Origin of the sequence: Sphingobacterium sp. DR205 (assembly GCF_011064245.1) — a bacterium.
GTDB lineage: Bacteria > Bacteroidota > Bacteroidia > Sphingobacteriales > Sphingobacteriaceae > Sphingobacterium > Sphingobacterium athyrii.
Genome location: NZ_CP049333.1, coordinates 6,525,870 through 6,548,664, shown reverse-complemented (window position 1 = coordinate 6,548,664; position 22,795 = coordinate 6,525,870). Strand labels below are relative to the sequence as shown.

At 43.7% G+C, this 22,795-nt stretch carries 13 protein-coding genes; 12 read left to right on the top strand and 1 reads right to left on the bottom strand.

Annotated features, from left to right (window positions below):
• The first annotated feature begins 96 nt into the window (after positions 1-96).
• The 12 genes from G6053_RS27705 (at position 97) to G6053_RS27650 (ending at position 21,698) form a co-directional block, all read left to right on the top strand.
• On the top strand, positions 97-1,245 hold the full coding sequence (locus G6053_RS27705; RefSeq protein WP_165309232.1) for a sialidase family protein: 1,149 nt from the start codon (positions 97-99) through the stop codon (positions 1,243-1,245).
• Complete coding sequence (locus G6053_RS27700) at positions 1,220-2,638, top strand: acetylxylan esterase (protein ID WP_241254868.1); 1,419 nt, start codon at positions 1,220-1,222, stop codon at positions 2,636-2,638. The genes G6053_RS27705 and G6053_RS27700 overlap by 26 nt, the downstream gene beginning before the upstream one ends.
• Entirely contained in the window at positions 2,635-3,516 is an 882-nt protein-coding gene (locus tag G6053_RS27695) for a sugar phosphate isomerase/epimerase family protein (RefSeq protein ID WP_165309230.1), read from the top strand. Before G6053_RS27700 ends, G6053_RS27695 begins: the two co-directional genes overlap by 4 nt.
• On the top strand, positions 3,513-4,976 hold the full coding sequence (locus G6053_RS27690; protein WP_165309229.1) for a glycosyl hydrolase family 28 protein: 1,464 nt from the start codon (positions 3,513-3,515) through the stop codon (positions 4,974-4,976). The genes G6053_RS27695 and G6053_RS27690 overlap by 4 nt, the downstream gene beginning before the upstream one ends.
• A 39-nt stretch (positions 4,977-5,015) precedes the next feature.
• Positions 5,016-7,754 (top strand): family 78 glycoside hydrolase catalytic domain, encoded by a 2,739-nt coding sequence (locus G6053_RS27685; RefSeq protein WP_165309228.1) that lies wholly within the window; start codon positions 5,016-5,018, stop codon positions 7,752-7,754.
• Between the two features lie 94 nt (positions 7,755-7,848).
• A complete protein-coding gene (locus G6053_RS27680) occupies positions 7,849-8,949 on the top strand; it encodes a glycosylase (protein ID WP_241254867.1) in 1,101 nt (366 codons plus the stop codon).
• A 105-nt stretch (positions 8,950-9,054) separates the two neighbouring features.
• Positions 9,055-11,451 (top strand): glycoside hydrolase family 2 TIM barrel-domain containing protein, encoded by a 2,397-nt coding sequence (locus G6053_RS27675; protein ID WP_165309227.1) that lies wholly within the window; start codon positions 9,055-9,057, stop codon positions 11,449-11,451.
• Positions 11,452-11,539: 88 nt separating this feature from the next.
• Positions 11,540-14,656, top strand: coding sequence for a TonB-dependent receptor (locus G6053_RS27670; RefSeq protein ID WP_241254866.1), 3,117 nt, complete (start codon positions 11,540-11,542; stop codon positions 14,654-14,656).
• A gap of 12 nt (positions 14,657-14,668) precedes the next feature.
• A complete protein-coding gene (locus G6053_RS27665) occupies positions 14,669-16,447 on the top strand; it encodes a RagB/SusD family nutrient uptake outer membrane protein (RefSeq protein ID WP_165309226.1) in 1,779 nt (592 codons plus the stop codon).
• Between the two features lie 67 nt (positions 16,448-16,514).
• Positions 16,515-19,025, top strand: a complete 2,511-nt coding sequence (locus G6053_RS27660) for an L-rhamnose mutarotase (protein WP_165309225.1) — start codon at positions 16,515-16,517, stop codon at positions 19,023-19,025.
• 1 nt (position 19,026) lies between these two features.
• On the top strand, positions 19,027-20,121 hold the full coding sequence (locus G6053_RS27655; RefSeq protein WP_165309224.1) for a Gfo/Idh/MocA family oxidoreductase: 1,095 nt from the start codon (positions 19,027-19,029) through the stop codon (positions 20,119-20,121).
• The gene (locus tag G6053_RS27650; protein ID WP_108634913.1) at positions 20,118-21,698 is read left to right on the top strand and encodes a sodium/solute symporter; all 1,581 of its coding nucleotides are present in this window, start codon (positions 20,118-20,120) and stop codon (positions 21,696-21,698) included. Before G6053_RS27655 ends, G6053_RS27650 begins: the two co-directional genes overlap by 4 nt.
• A 6-nt stretch (positions 21,699-21,704) precedes the next feature.
• Here the strand turns inward: G6053_RS27650 and G6053_RS27645 are convergent, their stop codons facing one another.
• The gene (locus tag G6053_RS27645; protein ID WP_108634914.1) at positions 21,705-22,481 is read right to left on the bottom strand and encodes a helix-turn-helix domain-containing protein; all 777 of its coding nucleotides are present in this window, start codon (positions 22,479-22,481) and stop codon (positions 21,705-21,707) included.
• Positions 22,482-22,795 lie beyond the last annotated feature (314 nt).

Here is a 22,795-nt window from a genome sequence, read left to right as displayed (position 1 = left end):
TTAAGCGGATAAATAAAAAAAAATAGAAAGCGCATGTGTGTCGGCAGCAATTGAAAGTCCAATAAAAATGCACATGTATAAAATACTGTTACACTGATGAAGATAAAAATTAAATTGGCAACAGCCTTATTGTTTTTATGCACCTTGAATTCTTATGGGCAAAATCCAACGTTAAAAGAATGGCAAAAAGGAGTAAATAAAGACGAGTTTATTTATGATACAGCATCTTTCCCTTCCTGTCATTCCGCTACAATGGCAGAGACGGATAAAGGTCTGGTATATGCCTTTTTTGGCGGAACAAAAGAACGCCATCCCGATGTGGAGATCTATGTGAGTAGACTTGAAAACGGCAACTGGTTAGCGCCAGTGTCGGCAGCGGATGGTGTACAGCCAGATGGCAAACGCTTACCGACCTGGAATCCTGTTTTATACCAAGTGCCCGGGGGAGAGCTCTTGTTATTCTACAAAATTGGACCCAAGCCATCGGAATGGTGGGGGATGCTCAAACGGTCCAACGATGGCGGAAAGACTTGGTCTGCTGCCGAAAGATTGCCCGATGGCTTTATTGGACCGGTGAAAAACAAACCTGTTCTTTTACAAAATGGCACCTTGCTGAGTCCTTCAAGCACCGAAGGAAATGGTTGGAACGTACATTTTGAGGCGAGTTCGGATTTTGGTAAGACATGGCGCAAAATAGGTCCAATCGCCCGTGGTGCAGATAATCTGGATGCGATACAACCGAGCATACTGGACCACGGAAATGGTCGGTTGCAAATATTGGCGCGCACACGCAACCGTGCGGTCGTAACATCTTGGTCTAAGGACTGGGGCGAACATTGGACCCCATTGGAAAAAACGACGCTTCCAAATAATAATTCGGGTACAGATGCCGTAACGTTAAAAGACGGACGGCATGTATTGGTTTATAATCATGTACTTCCAGAAGGTAATCTAGCCAAGGGCGCGCGCACCCCATTAAATGTTGCTTTTTCCAAAGATGGCAAGCAGTGGCAGGCCGCACTTATACTTGAGGATTCGCCAATCAGTCAGTACTCTTATCCCGCAGTGATTCAAACCAAAGATGGGCTATTGCATTTTGGCTACACCTGGCGTAGAAAGAAAATGAAACATGTCGTCGTAGATCCGAAGAAAGTGAAGTTAATCCCGATTGAGGATGGCATCTGGCCAACAAAAAAAGGATATAAAAAACCAGATCCCAATGCATATGTCAAAGAAGAAGATTAAGCTCGTTTGTGTAGTATGTCTGTTTTTTGTTTCGCTTGTTGTCAAGGGGCAGGACAGCTTACTCAATTATGAGCATAAATTTAAGCAACCCCTGGAAACAGTGCTTGTCATGATGCAGGAACGGTATCAGGTCAAGATCAAATATGATCCACGCAATGTCAAAAACATTATGGTGGACTATGCTCCCTGGAAGTTTAGGGCGGATCTTGCGGGGACAGAAATCAATTTGCTGTATCCTTTGGGTTTTAAGTTGCAAGAGGAAGCAAAACCCAATACGTATAAATTAAAATCATACGAATATAACCGCTGGAAACCGCAGGAAGGCTGGGATTTTCTGACCTTATTATCCAAAAAATATACCGATCAGGCAAGTTGGGAAAAGAGAAAAGATCAATTGCGTGCTGCGGTAAGACAAGCGATGTATTGGGATAAACTGCAAAGTATACCGGATCAACCGATTCGCCTGGGCAAGACACGTCGCTATGCCGACTACCAAGTTCAGAACTTTGCCTTAGAAATTATACCGGGAGTCTATATCAATGGCAGTATCTATTCGCCGCTCAAGCAAAAGAAAAATATACCTGTGGTGTTATCTCCTGATGGGCATTGGCCACAGCAGCGGTACCGTTCGGATGCGCAGAAGAGATTTATCACCTTAGCCCGACTGGGCTGTATGGCTATAAGCTATGACCTATTTGCCTGGGGGGAGTCTTTATTGCAATTCGCTGGTCCAGATCATCGCAGCAGCGAAGCCATGTTGATGCAGACCTGGGGCGCTGAACGTATTTTAGATTACGTAACCAGCTTGCCACAGGTAGATCAAAAGCGAATAGGAATCAGTGGTGGATCGGGTGGGGGTAGCCACAGTATTTTAATGGCTGCTTTAGACGATCGCTTCACTTTGGTCGCTCCTGTCGTGGCGATGTCTTCCTACTTCTTTGGTGGTTGCCCTTGTGAAAGTGGACTACCCGTGCATTTTGTCTGTGGTGGAACCAATAATGTCGAACTGACTGCAATGGCTGCGCCCAAACCACAACTGATCATTTCCGATGGACAGGATTGGACGAAGGAAACTGACGTGCATGATTTTCCTTATCTGAAACATATCTATGGTTATTATGGACAGCAAAATCAGGTGCAACACGCACATTTTCCCGAAGAAGGCCATGATTTTGGCTATAACAAAAGGCAGGCATTGTACAAATTTCTGATAGATCATTTCCATTTAGATCAGGCTAAAGCTGCCGATATTATTGCAGAGACTTCAGTTCAGATCGAACCGGAGGAGTTATTATACAGCTTTGGAAAGAAAGGTGAAAACTTACCAAAGAACGCGATTCATGGGATGGGACAATTGAAAGCATTATTAAAATCATACCAAATTGAACTATGATGAACCGAAAAAAATTTATACTGGATACCTTGGCGTTAGTTGGCGTTGCAGCCTTACCTTCTGCTGTTTTTGCTACTCCTAAGCGACGCTATCATGTCGCCGTAATTGATCTGATGATCTTAAAACGGCAAAAACTAAGTGCATTCGACCTGGCGAAAGAAATAGGAGCGGATGGGTTAGAAGTTGATATGGGCGGATTGGGCAACAGGGTAACTTTTGACAGTAAGTTAGGCGATCCCGCTGAGCGGAAAGCCTTTCTCGACAAGGCGAAGGAAACTGGAATAACGATCTGTTCGTTAGCTATGACTGGTTTCTATGCACAGTCTTTTGCCACGCGACCGACTTATCAGCAGATGGTAGGGGATTGTTTGGACACTTGTCAGAAAATGGGGGTTAAAGTGGCTTTTTTGCCTTTGGGCGTAACGTGCGATTTGGTTAAGTATCCTGAGTTACGACCTGCTATCGTGGAGCGTCTTCGTGTGGTTGGCGAGATGGCAAAAAAGGCCGGTGTGGTGATCGGAATTGAAACAGCATTGGACGCGAAAGGCGAAGTCGGTCTTTTAAAAGAAGTCGGTTCCAAACATATCCAAATCTATTTTAATTTTTCCAATCCGTTGAAAGAAGGACGTGATCTGATTCAGGAGCTTACTATTTTAGGGAAGAAGCGGATCTGTCAGATACATTGTACGGATGAGGACGGTGTCTGGCTCGAAAATAATAAACGACTGAATATGCCCTTGGTAAAACAAACCTTAGATCGCATGGGCTGGCACGGTTGGCTCGTGATCGAGCGGTCGCGTGACGCAAACCTACCACCACGTGCTGTTAAAGAAAACTTTGGTGCAAATACACGTTATGTAAAACAACTGTTTCAATGAACATAAACTGGATAATATCACTTGTGGCGGTCATACTGGGAATGCAGGGATGCCGCAGTATTCCAGTTGAAAAGCAGTTGGATAAGGCCTTGCTGCGTGCGGATCAGGTAGGGGCTGGACAGATGCCCGCTGAGCCAGAAAAGGTGCAATCCCCTTTTACGGCATGGAATGTCCAGCGGCCAACATTTCCGATGCGACAAGATACGGTATGGCCGAATGACGATATTCAGGGTAAGCTCGATCATCTTGCAGCTCAGGGAGGGGGTACGTTAGTACTGAAAGGACACCACCATACAGTACGGATTACGCTAAAGTCCGATATTAATCTAAAATTGGATGAAGGTTCCGTTTTGGAATTTAAGAATGAAATTAACGATTTTCTGCCTGTAGTGTTTACACGAAATGAAGGTGTAGAATTGTATAGCTTGGGAGCCTGTATTTATGCCAATGGGGCAGATAACATTGCCATCACGGGATCAGGTAGAATTATTGGTCCCAGTGAAGGCAGCGTTCGGAGTAAAACCATGACGCACGATGTCATTGAAAGGATTGTGGACAGTAATACGCCTGTTGAGCAGCGAATCTATGATGGTAAAACAGCAGATTTTATCTTTCCACCCGCACTTATTGCTCCTATTAACTGCAAAAAAGTCTGGATTGAGGGCGTATCACTGGAGCGTACCGCTTTTTGGAATATCGTTCCCACGTACTGTGAGGATGTCGTGATCCGTGGGGTACGTATACAATCAATCGGCATACCACGTGGGGATGGTATTGATATTGAATCGTCTAAGCGTGTGCTCGTAGAGTACTGCACCTTAAATACTGGAGACGACTGTATTGCTGTAAAAGCGGGACGTGGATATGATGGATTGCGTGTGAATCGACCTTCGGAGGATATTGTAGTCCGTTACTGTTTTTCGGAAAAAGGTCATGGTGGATTTACGATCGGTAGCGAAACTGCGGGCATGGCCCAAAACGTGTACGTACATGATTGTGTGTTTGGTAAAACCAATGTCGGTATCCGTTTTAAGACCAGAAGACCACGGGGCGGAGGTGGATCTGATATTCGCTTTGAACGTATTCGGATGCAGGATGTTGAGTCGGCTTTACGCTGGGATATGCTTGGACAGGCTCAACATGTGGGCAATCAGGCTAGCCGTGATTTCGAAGTTCAGAAGAACGCTCTGACACCACGTTTCTCGAATATCCAAATAAAGGATATATATATTGATGCGGCTAAGAATTGTATTAAGATCGAAGGTATTCCGGAATCTGTTTTGGAAAACGTATCTATTGATCGTGTTTTTGGACGCGGGGATCGGTATCTGTCGATTAAAGATGCTAAAAATATCAAGATTAAAAATAGTGTTTTTGTGTGTAAGGATACTAGCGTTTTGACAATCAATGTTTCTCAGCTGATACAGGATCGTGTACGAGTGATGACTGAAGCTCCTTAATAGTTGGTTATGAATACAGTCGGGGAAAAAAGAAAAAAAATGAAGAATATCGTAAAACAGGGAATCGTTTTAGGAAGCATTTTCCTGTTATTGCTTGCTATGCCCCTAGTTGGTAAGGCCAAGTTATCAGTAACTCGTGTTTTGATAGAAGGACGCGAAAACCCATTGGGTATAAATACATTAAAACCTTCATTTAGCTGGCAATTGCACAGCGATAAATTTGATGTGAAACAACTGGCTTATCGTATCCAGATCAGTAAAAGCGCTCGTTTTGCAAAGCAGGACATGCTTTGGGATTCCGAATGGGTAGCGGCAGAACAATCCCTAAATTTGTTATACCAGGGAACCCCTCTAGCTACAGGTACAAGTTATTACATCAGGATACACGTTCGTGATAATAAAAACGAGACAGCCACAAGCGCGGTACAACGATTTCATACGGGATTGTTGAACGCAGAAGATTGGGGGAATGCCCGATGGATTGCAAAAGATATATTACCGGATTCGTTGGTCAACCCGTTACCTCTAAGTTCCAGCAAGCTTCGTTTGGACAAAAGTTATGACCTTCCGGTTTTCCGGAAATCAGTTCAGGTGAAAAAGAAGATCAGTTCTTCGATCGCTTATGTGGCAGGCCTGGGACATTACGAGTTGCTATTGAATGGCAAGCGAGTGGATGATGCGGTGCTACAGCCGGGCTGGACGAAATATGACAAAGAAGCCTATTATGTGGTTTACGATCTTACCCAAGCTTGGCAACAAGGAAAGAATACGATTGCTGCCCTATTAGGAAATGGGTTTTATTATATCCCACCAATTAAAGGCAGATTCCAAAAACATAAAGTTGCTTTTGGCCTACCAAAGCTCAAACTTAAGATCGTCAATACCTACACGGACGGGACGCAAGAAATCATCGTTAGTGATGCAGGCTGGAAAACACATCGGTCACCAATTACTTTTTCCAGCATGTATGGGGGCGAGGATTACGATGCACGGATTTTGCCTGATGATTGGTCAGCTCCAGTTTACGATGATACGAACTGGCAGCAAGCCCTCATTACGGATGGACCGAAGCTAAGGGCGCAGGATATCGATCCGGTAAAAATTATGCAACGTTTCGAACCTGTTGGATTGCAGCAAACTGATGGCGGAAAACGGATCACCTATGATTTTGGACAGAATGCCTCGGGCATAGTCACCTTACAAATGACCGGGCAAGCTGGAGATACTGTACGAGTGTATCCGGCCGAATTGCTGACTGCGGATGGACGCCTTAGTCAAAAGCATTCAGGAAGCCCTTATTATTACCAATATATTTTTGCAAAAGATGGGACTGTGTCCTGGCAGCCACGTTTTACGTATTATGGATTTCGTTATGCTGAAGTTCAGTTACATCCTGCCGGTAGCAAAGCGGTTCGGATGGATGCGATACAGTTGGCCCATATCCGGAATAGTACAGCGCAGGTGGGAAGCTTTGAAAGCTCCGATACACTATTTAATCAGATCCATGAATTGATCAATTGGGCTATCAAGAGTAATATGGTCAGTGTCTTTACGGATTGTCCACACCGCGAAAAATTGGGCTGGCTGGAGCAGCTACATTTGATGGGGCCATCGGTACAATTTAACTTTGACGCTGAGCGCCTGTTTGCCAAGTCGCTGCGGGATATGCGACAATCTCAGACAAACGATGGTCTAGTTCCTGAAATAGCGCCCGAATATGTGCAGTTTGACTGGGGCGGTGATATGTTCAGGGATTCACCCGAGTGGGGAAGCAGCTCGATTATCCTAGCTTGGTATGCCTATCGCTGGTATGGAAACAAGGCTTTTCTTGCCGATAATTATGCCATGATGACCCGTTATATCGATTATTTGGGCACAAAGACGAAGGGTCATATTTTGACACAGGGTTTGGGTGACTGGTATGATTTGGGACCAGAGCGTCCCGGTGTTTCCCAGCTGACTACTCCCGGGATTACGGCTACGGCAATCTATTACTATGACTTGAAGCTCATGGTAGACATTGCTACGCTACTTGGAAAAAAAGAAGATGCCGAAAAATTTAAGACATTACAGCAGGCCGTATTCAATGCGTTCAATCAGCAATTCTATCGACCTCAGGAACATAGCTATGGCTCTGGTAGTCAGACGGCGCTAGCCATGCCACTTTATGTTGGACTGGTACCTCAGGGGGCCGGACAGGCAGTTTTTGAAAAACTAACAACAACGGTTTGCCAAAATGATACGGCCTTGACGGCCGGAGATATCGGTCATCGTTACCTGTTACAGGTGTTGCAGTCCAACAACCGCGATGATCTGATCTATGCCATGCACCATCGTGATGACCGGCCCGGGTATGGTTATCAGCTGCGGAAAGGTGCCACGGCACTGACCGAGTCCTGGGCGGGGCTCCCGAATGTCTCCAATAATCATTTTATGCTCGGACACCTGATGGAGTGGTTTCATACCGGCCTGGGTGGGATACAGCAAGATACAGGATCAATCGCATTTAAGCATTTTCGGATCGAACCCAAAATGCTGGACGTGCTGAAAGACTGTGAAATAAGTTTTAGGAGTCCTTATGGGAAAATTTATTTTAACCGAAAACAATCAAAAGAAAATTATCAACTGGAGGTTCCTGTCAATAGTCGCTGTACCTTGGTATTGCCTAAAGGAGTCTATCGGGTGAATGGGAAACAGCTGGATCCAAATGCAATGGTTTTGACAACGGATCATGTCGAGTTGCAATTAGGCTCCGGAAATTATACCATTACAAAGTAAAACAATGAAGTATCCGTATTTAAAAGTAGAAAGGCTGATGGCCATTCGGCAACATTAAGGCTTTAAGGCAAATAAAAAAGAATAATTATTACAGATGAAACCGTTGAAAAGAATCATGCTATTGCTATCCTTTGCATTGCTGGGGTGGAAATCGTGGGTACACGCCCAAAATATTTCCAGTACGGAAATGGCAAAAATTTATGAAGAAGTAAAGACCCCCTATAAGTATGGACTTGTTTTAGCACCCGCGCATAAAGGCGAATTGATGGATTGTCCGACCATCTATAAGGAGGGGAAATATTGGTATATGACCTATATTGTGTTTGATGGAAGTGGTTATGAGACCTGGCTGGCACAAAGCCCCGATCTCTTGAACTGGAAAACCTTGGGGAAACAGCTATCAGTCGCACCAGATGGCAGCTGGGATGCCAAGCAGCGAGCAGGATACAATGCCTTGGTAGATACAAAATGGGCTGGAAAATATAAACTCAATACGTACGCTGGGAAATATTGGATGTCCTATTTCGGCGGTTCTACCGCAGGCTATGAGCCTGAACCTTTGTCGATTGGGATGGCTTATACCAGTAAAAAGCCTACGAAGCCCGTCCAGTGGAAACAGCTGCCCAATCCGGTCCTAAAAAGTACTGATCCAGATGTTTCCTGGTGGGAAAATCGCCATAAGTTATTTAAAAGCTATGTTATCGAAGATCCTGATAAACATACAGGCCATCGTTTTGTGATGTATTACAATGCCGTGGGCGATTCCTTGGTAAATAACAAGGCGACCCGTTGGTATGAGCGGATTGGTATGGCCGTATCTGACGATATGAAAACTTGGAAGCGCTTTCAAAAGGATCCTGTGGTCCACCATCCGATGGGCATCACGGGTGATCCCATGATCCAACGTATTGATGATGCCTGGGTGATGTTCTATTTCGGTGCATTTTGGAAGGATCGTAAGGGCGCATTTAACCGTTTCGCTGCATCTAAGGATCTGATCCATTGGACTGACTGGGAAGGTGCCAACCTAATCGAATCAAGTGAAAGTTTTGATCAGCAGTATGCCCACAAGTCTTTTGTGTTGAAAACGGAGGGGGTTGTTTATCATTTTTATTGTGCAGTGGACAGCAAAGGTAACCGTGGTATTGCCGTGGCAACTTCTAAGGATCTGGGCAAGAGTCAGGTTAGTTTTTAAACCGAAGGCAGGATGCATGCCTCAACATTGATTAATGAATAAAGAAACAAGCACAATAACATCATTGATGACAATGGTAACAGTGCTTATAAATCATCATTTAATATGAAGTTACATTATTTTTTTTCTATTCTCTTTCTGTTGCAGCTACAACTTGTATCTGGGCAGGGGCGTGCCAAAATCCGCTTTAATGAAAACTGGCATTTCACGTTGCAGGATCACCTCGGTTTTCGCTTGAACGACGGAGATGCTCCAGCTTGGGAATCGGTGGAATTACCCCATGACTGGAGTATCAAAGCTGATTTTTCCGCTAGCTACCCAGCAGGTAATGCCGGAGGAGCATTGCCTGGCGGAATTGGCTGGTATAGTAAGGAGTTTAAGCTACCGACCGCAGATCAGGGTAAATCCATACAGCTTCACTTTGGCGGAATTTACCGTTATGCGGAGATATGGATCAATGGCGTCTATTTGGGTAAAAAGCCTAATGGCTACCTTTCTTTTACACTGGATCTGACTCCGCATCTTAAATTTGGAAATCAGCCCAACCGGATTGCTGTCCGCGTGGATAATAGTAAACAGCCAAATTCCAGGTGGTATTCAGGTTCTGGAATCTACCGTGATGTTTACCTGATCAAGACCGGTGTAGTACAACTCGATGAACAGGAAACTTTTATCACCACGCCTGAGACACATGGTGAATTGGGGCAGTTGAAAGTACTTTCTAAATTGAAGAAGTTGGCGCGACCTAAAGGCGTTGCAGGGAATAAATATCAAATTACAGTATGGGATCCCAAAGGAAATATACTGTTGAAAAAAACAGGGGTTGAGAAAGATGGATATATTGATGCATCACTTCAAGTGGAAAAACCACAGTTGTGGGGGCCAAAGTCGCCAAATTTATATCGTGTAGAACTCGCTCTTTTAACTAAAAATAATACAGTTGAAGATCAAATCGAAAAGCGAATCGGATTCAGAACAATTCGGTTTGATGCAAAAACAGGTTTTTACTTAAATGGCGAAGCTTTGAAGATTTATGGAGTATGCATGCATCACGATTTGGGCGCTTTGGGGGCCGCTTTCAATAAGTCTGCTGCAAAAAGGCAGCTTGTCATGATGAAAGAAATGGGCGCAAATGCCATTCGTACTGCGCATAATCCACCGGCAGAAGAGTTACTTGATCTCTGCGACGAAATGGGGATTTTGGTTTATAATGAAGCATTTGACATGTGGAAAAAGCGAAAAAATAAGTTCGACTACCACATTGACTTTCCTACGGAACACCTCAAGGATATTGAAGCATGGGTGCGTCGAGATCGCAATCATGCTTCGGTTATCCTATGGAGCATCGGAAATGAAATCCGAGAACAATTTGACTCCACGGGTATTGCCTTAACGCAAGAAATGGCCAAATTGGTAAAATCTCTGGATCCAACACGTCCCGTTACTGCTGCATTGACCGAAAATAATTATGTAAAGAACTTTATTGCACAGGCAGAGGCTTTGGATGTACTGGGCTTCAACTACAAACATGAAGATTATGATAAATTACCTGTAGAATTCAAAAATATACCGCTGTTGGCATCAGAAACTGTTTCTGCCTTACAGACTAGAGGGGTGTATGACAAATTGCAAGATACGATTCAGCTGTGGCCAGCATCATCAAAGGACAAATATGTCGTCAATGGTAATCCTGATTTTACGGTTTCGGCCTATGATAATGTTGCTGCCTATTGGGGTACAAGCCATGAGAAAGCCTGGCTAGCGGTTAAGAACCGTCCTTTTTTGGCGGGAACATTTGTCTGGACCGGCTTCGATTATCTTGGGGAGCCTGTTCCTTACCCTTATCCTGCAAGAAGCTCTTATTATGGTATTGTTGATCTTGCCGGTATTCCCAAAGATGTGTATTATATGTACAAGTCTGAATGGACAAACCAGGATGTCCTTCATCTTTTACCGCATTGGAATTGGAAAGCTGGCGACAGTGTAGATGTATGGGCCTATTATAATAAGGCTGATGATGTCGAATTATTTCTCAATGGCAAGAGTCTGGGAACTTCAGCTAAAACCGGAGATCGTCTGCACGCCAGCTGGAAGGTGCCTTTTGAAAAGGGGGAATTGAAAGTCGTTAAAAAACGAGATGGTAAAGTTGTTCAGGAAACAAGTATGCGTACAGCGGGAGAAGCTAATAGGGTAAAAGTCTCCTTAGAACATGAAAAATATGTCACAGGGGAATCCCGTGATCTATACTTTGTCACAGCAGAACTGGTGGATCAGGAAGGAAACTCCGTCTTGCTAAATGATCAGGAAATTGAGTTCATTGTAAAGGGGGATGCGAAAGTTCTGGGAACCGACAATGGATTTCAGGCCGATCTAAGGGGATTGCATCGTCCCAACAGAAAAACATTTAAAGGGAAAGCATTAGGAATTATTCAAAAAATAGCTGATACGCCTTGCACCGTAATTATCCGTTCGGCTTTGGGAGACCAACAAATTATGATCTAAGTACGGAAAGATATTTTTCACGAATGAACAGCTAAATAGACAGTAAAATAATAACCATATTGAACAAATTAAATCTAATAACTCAACTATGAACAAAAACAAGATTAATCTCGGAAAAATGACATTGGGGGCAACTGCTTCCGGTTCAAAGTATCCGATGTTAATGCTCTTTTGCAGCAGTTTTATACTCGGAAGTCCATTGATTTCCAATGCTGCGTTACATGCCACTTCGCTTTATAAAGTCACGGTAAATCAGGAAAAAGAAATAAAAGGTAGAGTTACGGATGAGCAGGGAAATCCTATTGTTGGCGCTACTGTAGCAGTGGTCAACTCGACGCAGTCTACCTCTTCCAACGCGACGGGAGAATTTACACTTAAAATAACAGGGGAAAGTGGCACCATCAAAATCACTTCGGTGGGCTATTCGGAAAGTTTATTAACAGTAAGAGTTGGGAATAGTGCCAATGTTGTATTAAGAAAAGATGATCAAGCACTGGAGGAAATCGTGGTCATCGGTTATGGTACGGCCAAACGTCGGGATCTAACCGGCGCCGTAGCTTCCGTTAAATCCGAAGAGATTATGATGACGCCAACGGCCAATGTGATGGACGCCCTTCAGGGAAAGGTCTCCGGTCTAGATATCACTAAATCATCCGGACGTGCAGGAGCCAATGTCGGGGCGAGCCTACGGGGAAACAGGTCTTTCAGTGGTGATAATAACCCGCTCTATATTATTGATGGTATTCCAGGGGATTTTACGAGTCTAAATCCCAGCGATATCGAATCCATAGACATTCTGAAAGATGCCTCATCTACGGCAATCTATGGTTCAGCAGGTTCAAATGGTGTAATTATTATTACGACAAAACAGGGCAAAGCCGGTAAAGCGATTGTGAATTTTGATTCCTATTTTGGCTATAATGGATTCCCCAAATATCCCCATGGATTGCTGGGAGACGATTATATGAAACTGAAAAGGGAAGCCTATCGGGGTGAGCATGGTAACTATCCGGAATTTGCCAATAATATTTTTAAAAATCCTGCACAGTTGGAGGCTTATGAAAATGACAAATGGGTAGACTGGATGGACCTGGTCTTAAAAGACGGAATCCAGCAGAACTATAGCTTTTCAGTGAACGGGGGGAATGAAAAAACAAAAGCTTTTTTGTCCCTCAACTATAACGATGAAGAAGGCCTTATCAAAAATGATAATAGTAAAAAGTACGCAGTAAGAGCAAATATAGATCATAAACTCTCTGACTTGTTTAAAGTAGGTACGAATTTACAGTATACGTATAAGGATAATAACCAGGCTGCACAAAATGTATTCGGTAACAGTTTGACCTTTTTGCCTTTAGGTGATGCTTTTGATGCCGACGGTAATATCAATCATATTCCAGTGGACGGAGTCACCAATCCTTTATCCGATCAGATCAAGGATCAGTATAAAAATAATATCCTGAACAATTATTTTGCGGGCAATGCCTATCTTGATTTTACGCCGGTCAAAGGATTTTCCTTTCGTTCAATTTTTGGTGCGACGATTGGCTCTCAACGGACGGGAAGATATTTTGGCTCGCAGTCAATTGCAAATCCCGAGGCTGGATTCAAATTGCCTGCAGCTGTTATCATCAATGACAGAAATTACAACTACCGTTGGGAAAATATCCTGAATTATGAATTTAACCTACGTGAAGATCATCATTTTGCGCTGACTGGGGTCACATCATGGTCAAAAAACCAAGCGGAACAGGCCTATGCGGGCGGATCGGGATTCGACCTCGACTCCTATTCTTTCCACAACCTGAGTGCGGCCACAACGTCTGTAATCCGCTCTTCTTATATAGGTTCACAGTCAATGTCTTATGTAGGCCGGATCAACTATAACTATCAAGGGCGGTACTTGCTATCCATTTCCAGCCGTTGGGATGGTGTTTCTCGATTATCCGAAGGCAACAAATGGGATGTATTTCCAGCAGGAGCTTTTGCCTGGCGTCTGAGCGACGAGCAGTTCTTTGCGCCATTGAAAAGCAAAATATCGGAGTTAAAGCTACGCGCGGGTTATGGTATCACTGGTAATTCTGGTGGTGTGGGGGCGTACGGTACGCAAGCAGGGGGATATAATGCACCTAAGCCGGTAGGTTTTGGTGAAAGTACGCTCGGCCCGGCCTTTATTCTGAATCAACAACTGGCGAATAGGGACCTGGGCTGGGAGAAGTCGTATACGACAAATATTGGTCTCGATGCGCAATTTTTGAACCAGCGAGCCAACCTGACCATTGATTGGTATAATACTGAAACGAAGGATCTACTCTTTCTAAGAGATATGCCAGCTTCATTGGGCGGCTCCTGGGGTGCCCCTTTCAAGATGTGGCAGAATATTGGTGCAACAAACAATAGGGGTTTTGAACTCGCATTAAATACAAAAAATATTCAGGGAGATCGTTTTATCTGGAATTCAACATTGACTTTTGCGGCGAATAAAGAACGTGTGACCTCACTACCGGGGGGGAAAGACCTGATTTCAAATAACCTATTTCTAAATCAGCCGATCAAAACGTTTTTTGATTATCAATACCTCGGTATCTGGCAGGAAAGTGAAGCGGAGCAGGCAGCCTTATTCAATTCTAAACCGGGTGATATCAAGTTAGCCACCGATGGTACGGTCAATGAAGATGGTACGCATGCCTATGGAGCCAAAGATAAACGTATTCTTGGATCTGCGGTTCCGAAATGGACTGGTGGATTTCAGAATAACTTCAAGTATCAAAACTGGGACCTTTCGGTCTTTTTAACGGCAAGATGGGGACAGATGCTGTCCAATAACTTGATCACACGTTACGATCCGACAACAGGTGTCGGAAATAGTCCCGACGATATAGATTATTGGACGCCAGAAAATCCAGGCGCTTATTTGCCAAGACCAGGATTACATTCCTCGACCAGTGGTTATATCGGGTTTGATGCGTTGAAATACGTGGATGGATCCTATTTTAAGATTCGAAATATCACCTTGGGCTATAGTTTGCCGAAATCATTTATTAAGCGGCTTTCTATGGAACGTTTCCGTTTTTATGCAACCGCTAACAATCCGTTCATCTTTACGAAAAGCAACTTGTTAAAGTATCAGGATCCCGAATCCAACGGTTCGGATAATTTTCCGTTAACCAAGCAGTTTGTTGTCGGATTGAATGTTACTTTTTAATGCCAATATGTTATGAAAATCAACTATTTTAATATACTGTTATGTGCTGGTCTTTTTCTAAATTCCTGTGGTCTTGATGAATATAATCCCTCAGGGGTCACTGTGGATAAAGTCGCAGAAAATAAGGCCGGTTTCGATAAACTAATCAATAGCTGTTATTTTGATTTGCCACGTTATTTCTATGGGCGAAACTTCTTACTTGTTACCGAAGGAGGAACAGATTTATGGACTTCCGATCTCAATTCAAATAACAACCAAAATTATTTAAAATATGCCTCCAATGCTTCGATGGACATTAACATGGCTAAGGATTACTGGAATGGTGCTTATGATGCTATCAATTACTGCAACATCGTCATCGGTAGAGTGGATCAGGTCAAAGATTTTTCCAGTGAGCAGGAAAAACTGGAAAAAGTTGCCCAAGCTTATTTTTTAAGAGGATTGTATTATTTCCATTTGGTCGAACAGTTTGGTCCTTGTCCGCTCAATCTCACGGAGACAACTACAGCCAATACTGCCGCCATACGTACACCTGTGTTGGAAATTTATGAAAAATGTATCCTGCCCGATCTGAGATTTGCGGCAGAGCACTTGCCTGTAGGGCCTACAGAAGCCGGGCGACCAAGTCAGAAAGCTGCATTGGGTCTATTGGCCAAGGTTTGTTTGCAGACAAAAGAATATAATACCAATCAATATCTAGAGGAAGCATTGCAGACGGCAAAAAAATTGATTGATAATCAGGCAGCCTATAATGTACGCCTGTATGCCTCCTTTATAGATAATTTTAATGCGGTAAATAACAAAAAAAACGCCGAAGCGCTTTACCAGATTCCTTATTCTCAGGAGTATGGATCCACCAACGTATACGATCACAACAATGATTTTAAACGGTTCTATTGTACGCCTACGACCTTTGGAGCGATACAGTCCGCCGGATTTCAAACCGAAATTGGCCGATGGTCCGGAGGAACATTTATGCCGACTAAATACCTGCTTGATGTATTTAAAAATGATGATAATACCTTAGATCCAAGATATGCAATTTCTTTCCAGACGCAGTGGCTTTCCAATGCTGATTACAATTGGAGCAGGGATGCCATTGTGCAGTTCGATCGTGATGCAAATGCTGTTGCTGTAGGAACTAACCTCCCGAAAGGAGCCTTAGCGCTCAAAGTTTCCCGTGAGGGAGAGACTGGTTATGCGGAAGAAAAAAAGATGCAATTTCAACAACATTACATTTGGCTTGACCTGGAAGATGTATATGGTGCTGATAACAAGGTGAAAATGAAATATACAAGGACTAATCAGCAACCTGGGCAGGTGGACAACCCGTTTATTGGTTTCTATCCATCCTTGGTGAAATTTAATTCAGGCTCGTTAATCAGTCCTAAGGCAAACAGCTTTACCAGCGATGCTTATGCTACTGTTATGCGTTTGGGAGAAGTATACCTCATTGCCGCCGAAGCCTCCTTTCACTTAAATGGTGCAAATGGAACAGCCGCTAACTACATCAATGTATTACGCGACCGGGTAGGGGCGAAGCAGATTACTGCTGGAGATATCACTGCCCAGTTTATACTTGATGAGCGTGCTCGTGAACTGTGCGGCGAGTATACACGTTGGTATGACTTGAAACGCATGGGCAAATTGAACCGGTCTTATTTGATGGCGGTCAATCCTGATGTCGGACAATATTTTAAGGATGGTGTACACGGCCTTCGGCCAATTCCGCAAGGGCAGATGGACGCCATTAGTAACCCCGGTGAATTTCTTCAGAACAATGGCTATTAATAGCATTGTTATAAGGCTATAAGCCAAGCAGAAACGAAGTATTATGATATTTTAAAATTATTTAAAGATGAAGCAGACAATTCTCATATGGGTTCTTATAGTTTTTTCGCTAGCTGCATTCTCAGCTCAGCGAGGCGAGATCTATGTGGGTAAACAAAGCAACAAGGAACAACGGGATGGCACCCAGGGAGCTCCATTTTCATGTTTGGAGGATGCCCTGCGTGAGGCTAGGGAATGGCGACGATTAAACGATCCGCGCACGTTGCATGGCATTACCATCTGGATTCAGGATGGTATTTATCGACCCACACAGACGATCTTCGTCCGTCCGGAAGATAGCGGAACAGCCGAAAGTCCGACATGGATAAAAGCGGTAGGCAACGAAGCCATATTTTCGGGCGGGATTTCTGTTACAGACTGGCGGCAAGTAAAAAGTGAAAAGAGATTGGATCCTACTATTGCTAAGCATATCGTGGTGGCAGATGCCCCTCAGTCCGGAGGAAAGTATTTCCCTTTCCGTCAATTGTGGGTTGGTTCACGTAAAGCAATCCGTGCCGAAAGTCACGATGATGCCCACTTGCCCCGGATCATCAATTGGGATTTTCAAAAACAAGCGGCCGTCATTCCGAACGTGTTGCCGAAAAGGTTTGCCTATAAGGCCGGTATGGAGTTTTTCATCCATCAGTGGTGGGCAATAGCGCAGCTCCGGGTTCGTGAGACGGTAGTTACAAAAGATAGTACTACACTATTTTTTCATGAACCGGAAGGCAAAATCCAAAATGAACATCCCTGGCCTAAGCCTTGGTTGTCCAAAGAACATGGCAACTCGGCATTTCGTCTTGTCAATGCCCTTGAATTTTTGGACCAGCCCGGAGAATGGTTTTTGGATGAAGAACAGCATAAAGTTTATTATTACAAAAGACCAGATGAAAATATAAACCGTCTACAGGTGGTTGCTCCTTATCTGGAAACCATACTGACCATGCAAGGGACTCTGGAGTCACCAGTACAGCATGTCCATGTCGAGGGCATACAATTTCAGCACAGTTCCTGGTTAAGGCCACATTTTTATGGACATGTTGCCTTGCAGGCGGGTATGTACTTTTTAGATGCCTATAAGCTCACTAAACCCGGAACAGCTGATAAAGCGGGATTGGAGAATCAGGCCTGGCTGGGCCGGCCACAAGCGGCAGTCATACTTAGCCATACGGCCTTTACCAATATTTCAGCTTGCCGGTTTTCCCATTTGGCTGCAACAGGCATTGACTATCGGCAGGGCAACCTGAAGGATAGTCTAATTGGAAATCTATTTCAGGAGATCGGCGGATCGGGTGTACTGCTCGGTCAGTTTTCAGATGAGGAGGTTGAAGCACATCTGCCTTTTCAGCCCAGCGACGAGCGTATCTTGACAGATGGTGTTGTGGTCAGCAATAATCTAATCCAAGATATTGGGAATGAGGATTGGGGAACAGTAGGGATTGGCGCTGGTTTTGTCCGCAATGTAGCTATTACAAATAATGAATTGCTTGATCTTCCGTACACAGGCATTAGCTTGGGCTGGGGCTGGACACCGACAGTCAATGCTATGCGTAATAATCGTGTTTTCAAAAATAAGATCACACGTTATGGCAAATACATGTATGATGTAGCCGGTATTTACACCTTATCGGCTCAGCCCGGAACAAAAATTCAGGAAAATTATATCGACAGTATCTATGTGTCGCCTTATGCGCATATTCCTGAACATTGGTTTTATCTCTATACCGATGAAGGCTCAGCCTATATGAATGTTAGCAACAACTGGTTCCCATCCAATAAAATATTGCGAAATGCCAATGGTCCGAGCGTTGAGTGGATAAAGAATGGGCCCGAGGCGGATGCCAGGGTCAAAGAAGAAGCTGGTATCGGTCCACGTTATGCCTATTTATTGTCTGAAAAACGATCAATACCCAAAAATGTAGCTTTCAATACATATACTCCTTTTACCAAACCTGTATTTTTCCAGATCCATGATGTAAAAAAGCAGCTTGAACTGACTGAAATCAAAGATTTTTTTGCTAAACAAGGAGCCGATAGCAGCCAGGTATATCGCTGGAAGGATTACATCTTACTGATGACAGATGATGAGATCGGTAAGAAAATATCGAGTGCTTGGGTAGCCAATTATCCGGCAATTTCTTATAAGTTGTTCAATGATCTATTTTATACGTTCGATCGGAGCAACTGTGGAGCCGAGAAAGTGAAAGATATCGATTTTGTTTTACTTACTGCACAACTGGTGGACGATAAATCGAAACAGGAGGCTTATTTCGAAGCCCATAAAAATCAAACTAAAGAATGGCCCGAAGTTGCAGCAGGGTTCTGCAAAGCCGGCTTTGACGAGGTATTGGTCTACCGTAATGGAAGACAGCTTATGTTATATATTTCTTTTCCAAAAGGGCGGGATTTTAAAACAATCGATCAGCTGACGACCAGGGACAATCCACGGGTTATGGAGTGGAACAAACTTATGGGAACCTATCAGGAAGGTATTCCCGGAACGGGAGTGAATGAAACATGGATTTTTTATAAACAATAAAATGGAAAATATACAGCAGTTAAAATTAGGGATTTTAGGGCTCGGAGAAGGCCGGAGTACGATGTCTGCAGCCTTGCAAAGCCCTCACATCGAGTTGGTCAAAGTCTGTGATCTCAATGAGGAACTGGGACGTAAGCGGATGAAGGAATTTGATTTTCATAATTATACCAATGACTATCAGGTTATGCTCAATGACAATAGTATTGAAGCCATCGCAATTTACACACCAGATCATCTTCACGCAAAACATATACAGCTGGCTTTGGAACATGACAAGCATATCATCTGTACCAAGCCATTTATTGATAATCTGGCCGATGCCAATGCTTTATTGGAACTCGCAGCTCGGAAAAATAAGCGTGTATTTGTCGGTCAGAGTTCACGTTTTTTTGAACCAGTGAAGAAACAAAGAGAAGATTTTGAAGCCGGGCTGATCGGTGAGTTGATTACCATCGAAGGCTATTATCATGCTGATCACCGCTGGTTTCTGGAGAAGCCTTGGTCTTTACAATCTTCCTTCAAATGGCTTTACGGTGGGCTGAGTCACCCGGTTGATTTTATCCGCTGGTATCTTCCGAATATTGAAGAGGTGATGGGATATGGCATGCTGAGCGCCAACGGAAAAAAAGGAGGGCTTCAAAATCCAGACACCATGCATTTTATTTTCAAAGCCGAAGATGGCCGTGTAGCCCGAGTAAGTGGTGCGTATACTGGGCCTGTGCAGCCTGTCACACGGGATAGTGAGATGAGCTGCATTTTACGGGGAACTGAAGGTGCTAGTCAGGCGGATTATATGGATCTCCGGTATGCAATTACAGATAAAACGGGCGAAGAACGCATGCTGACTTGGGAGCATAAACTAAAGCATTACTTCCGTTTTGAAGGAAAAAGTCATCATGCCGGTGAATATCAAAATTACCTGGAGCACTTCGCAAAGGCCATCCGTACTGGAGAAGAAGCATTTCCTGACATGAAAGAGGGTATAGGTACCATTGCTTTACTGCAAGCGATGGATGAATCTTTAACAACCGGAAAACCCGTTCGCCCGAAAGAATTATTGGCGAGGTTTGGAGTTGACTTGAATTTGGGAAGATGAACTCGATTTTAGACAAATTAACTATTTATGACTACTGCATTGTTGTCGTCTATTTGGTGGCGCTGCTGGCAATAGGCATTATATCGTCACGTAAAAAGACTGAAGGAGCGGAACACTTCTTAGCCGGGAAATCCCTAAACTGGTACAGTATTGGATTCAATATGTGGGCGACAAATGTCGGACCATCCATGTTGCTGGCCTTTGCGACAGTCGGCTATACGACCGGTATTGTTGCCGTCAATTTCGACTGGTATGCGTTTATTTATTTATTCTTATTGGCCGTGCTGTTTGCCCCTCGTTATATTGCGACAGGTGTGCGTACCCTACCCGAATTTATGGGCAAGCGGTTCGGTCCAAATACGCAAACTATTCTGGCTTGGTATTCATTGGTAAAAATGCTCATTTCATGGTTGTCGTTGGGACTGTTTGCTGGTGGATTTTTAGTACGTCAGATTTTGGGAATTCAGATGTGGCAGTCGGTTACTGTACTCGTTGCCCTGGCGGGTTTGTTTGCTTATACTGGAGGATTAAGAACAGTCGCTAAGATCAATATCTTCCAGATGATTTTGCTCATCGCCGTGTCGGCCTTTTTGACCTTTCTGGGACTTTCCAAAATCGGTGGCATAAGTTCTTTAATGCAACAGACCCCCGACAATTATTGGTCGTTGATCAGACCGGCAAGTGATCCCGATTATCCCTGGTATGCCATTGCATTGGGATACCCCGTGGCCGCCATCGCTTTTTTCTGTACGGATCAAGCCATGGTACAATCAGTTTTGGGGGCAAAGAATCTCGAACAGGGGCAACTGGGAATTAATTTTATCGCTTGGCTCAAGATACTTTCCTTGCCGCTGTTTATCCTGACCGGTATCATCTGTTCGGTTTTATTTCCGGGACTTAAAGACCCGTCACTTGCTTACATGACCATGGTGACCAACCTGTTTCCTACTGGTCTGAATGGATTGGTAATTGTGGTGTTAATTGCTGTATTAGTTGGTACCATTGGTTCCTCGCTCAATTCTTTGAGTACCGTTTTCACCATGGACATATACTTAAAGCATATCCGGCCGGATGCGACCAATAAGCAAATAACCCAAATAGGGCGTTATACGGTCATCATAGGCTGTCTAGCTTCAGTTTTCGTCGCGCTGGCGATTGATCAGATTAAAGGACTCAATCTTTTCGATGTATTTCAGTCTATTCTTGGATTTATTGCGCCACCTTTAGCTGTTGCTTTTCTAATGGCCGTGTTGTGGAAAAGAACCAATCGAGCAGCAATCAATACGATTTTAACTTTTGGCGCAGTACTGAGCCTGGCGACAGGTGTATGTTATCTCTGGATTTTTCCAAAAGATGTTTACTCGTTTTGGCCGCATTATCTGATGCTATCCTTTGGTTTGTTTACCGCCCTACTGCTTATCGGCATTGCCGTCAGTCTGTTGGTACCCAAATCCAGGTATGAACTGGAACATAAGGATAGCTTCCAGATTAAAATCGAGAAGCCGACTGTCCGGGTAAAGGCTGCCTGGATAGCCCTTTTTATTGTGATGATTGCCTTATATATGTTCTTTAAATAGCTTTGGTCAAGTTAATCCGAGATTGGATTCAATTTGTGATCGGCATTTTTTTAAGCTATCAACGATAGCTTCGGTCGGCATATTCTGACCCGTTTGACGTCGGACCAGCTTTGAAACCGTGAGGCAGGCGATGATGCCTGTTTCGCTGGTTCCGATGGGAACAGAAATATCGATGATGCCCTCCGCATATGCGCTTGGCATTTCATAAAAGCCTTTGCGTTTGATATCGGCTAGGTCGCTGTCAAATTGCTGACGTTCAGCTTTCTTTAAGCTGCAGTAATACGGATCGGCTTCTAAAATGGATTTTCTTTTTTCAGTTTCGGAAAAACTTAAAAGGAGCTTGCCTGAAGCCGTTTGTGAAGTACTGTACAATTTGCCTTCTTCAACAACGATGCTGATGGGCGAGGAACCTCTGGCGTAAGCGATGACCATCACCTGATTGTCGTAGATAACACAGAGGTGACAGGGATCTTTGATTTCGTTGGACGTATCCTGCATCGGTAGTAACGAGGTTGCCCGTAATTTCTCTACAAAGGAATGGCGGTGCGAAAGATAGTATAATTTCAGTGAAAGCGAATATTTGGATGAAATTGGGTCACGATGAATGTAACCGTTGGACTCCAGTGATGCAAGCATGCGATAGATTTCATTGGGACTTCGATGCAAGCCCAAAGCGATCTCAGATTGGGATTGCGCTGTTGCTTGTAAGGCCAGAAATTCAAGGATCTGCAATCCCTTTTCGAGCGCTGGCGCTTTATATTTATCGGAGCTATTTGATGTCATAAAATGTTTTGCTTACAAATGATCGGGCTAAAGATAGAAAAAGTATTTGAAGAGACGTTTTTAGCTATTCGAAAAAAGAGCTTAAATTTTTATATTCAAATATTGTATTTATATTTGAATATTATAGGCCGCTTTTTCTTTGTGAAAAAGCATTAGAAGGGAAAAAGATTATAAACACATTTAATACCAACATTAGATTATAGTACTGCGTTGCCTAGGCAATATTATCGTGCCTGGAAGGGCAAGAAGAATAGGGAAAATAGTTACAACTGCAATGTCATGTTTTGCTGTTTTTGGAGATCGGAATAATTTTA

Excerpts from the sequence above, each read along its gene's own strand:
- G6053_RS27655 (WP_165309224.1), top strand. The coding sequence starts at position 19,027 with ATGGAAAATATACAGCAGTTAAAATTAGGGATTTTAGGGCTCGGAGAA.
- G6053_RS27660 (WP_165309225.1), top strand. The coding sequence starts at position 16,515 with ATGAAGCAGACAATTCTCATATGGGTTCTTATAGTTTTTTCGCTAGCT.
- G6053_RS27685 (WP_165309228.1), top strand. The coding sequence starts at position 5,016 with ATGAAGAATATCGTAAAACAGGGAATCGTTTTAGGAAGCATTTTCCTG.
- G6053_RS27705 (WP_165309232.1), top strand. The coding sequence starts at position 97 with ATGAAGATAAAAATTAAATTGGCAACAGCCTTATTGTTTTTATGCACC.
- G6053_RS27650 (WP_108634913.1), top strand. The coding sequence starts at position 20,118 with ATGAACTCGATTTTAGACAAATTAACTATTTATGACTACTGCATTGTT.
- G6053_RS27690 (WP_165309229.1), top strand. The coding sequence starts at position 3,513 with ATGAACATAAACTGGATAATATCACTTGTGGCGGTCATACTGGGAATG.
- G6053_RS27675 (WP_165309227.1), top strand. The coding sequence starts at position 9,055 with ATGAAGTTACATTATTTTTTTTCTATTCTCTTTCTGTTGCAGCTACAA.
- G6053_RS27680 (WP_241254867.1), top strand. The coding sequence starts at position 7,849 with ATGAAACCGTTGAAAAGAATCATGCTATTGCTATCCTTTGCATTGCTG.
- G6053_RS27700 (WP_241254868.1), top strand. The coding sequence starts at position 1,220 with ATGCATATGTCAAAGAAGAAGATTAAGCTCGTTTGTGTAGTATGTCTG.
- G6053_RS27645 (WP_108634914.1), bottom strand. The coding sequence starts at position 22,481 with ATGACATCAAATAGCTCCGATAAATATAAAGCGCCAGCGCTCGAAAAG.
- G6053_RS27665 (WP_165309226.1), top strand. The coding sequence starts at position 14,669 with ATGAAAATCAACTATTTTAATATACTGTTATGTGCTGGTCTTTTTCTA.
- G6053_RS27695 (WP_165309230.1), top strand. The coding sequence starts at position 2,635 with ATGATGAACCGAAAAAAATTTATACTGGATACCTTGGCGTTAGTTGGC.
- G6053_RS27670 (WP_241254866.1), top strand. The coding sequence starts at position 11,540 with ATGAACAAAAACAAGATTAATCTCGGAAAAATGACATTGGGGGCAACT.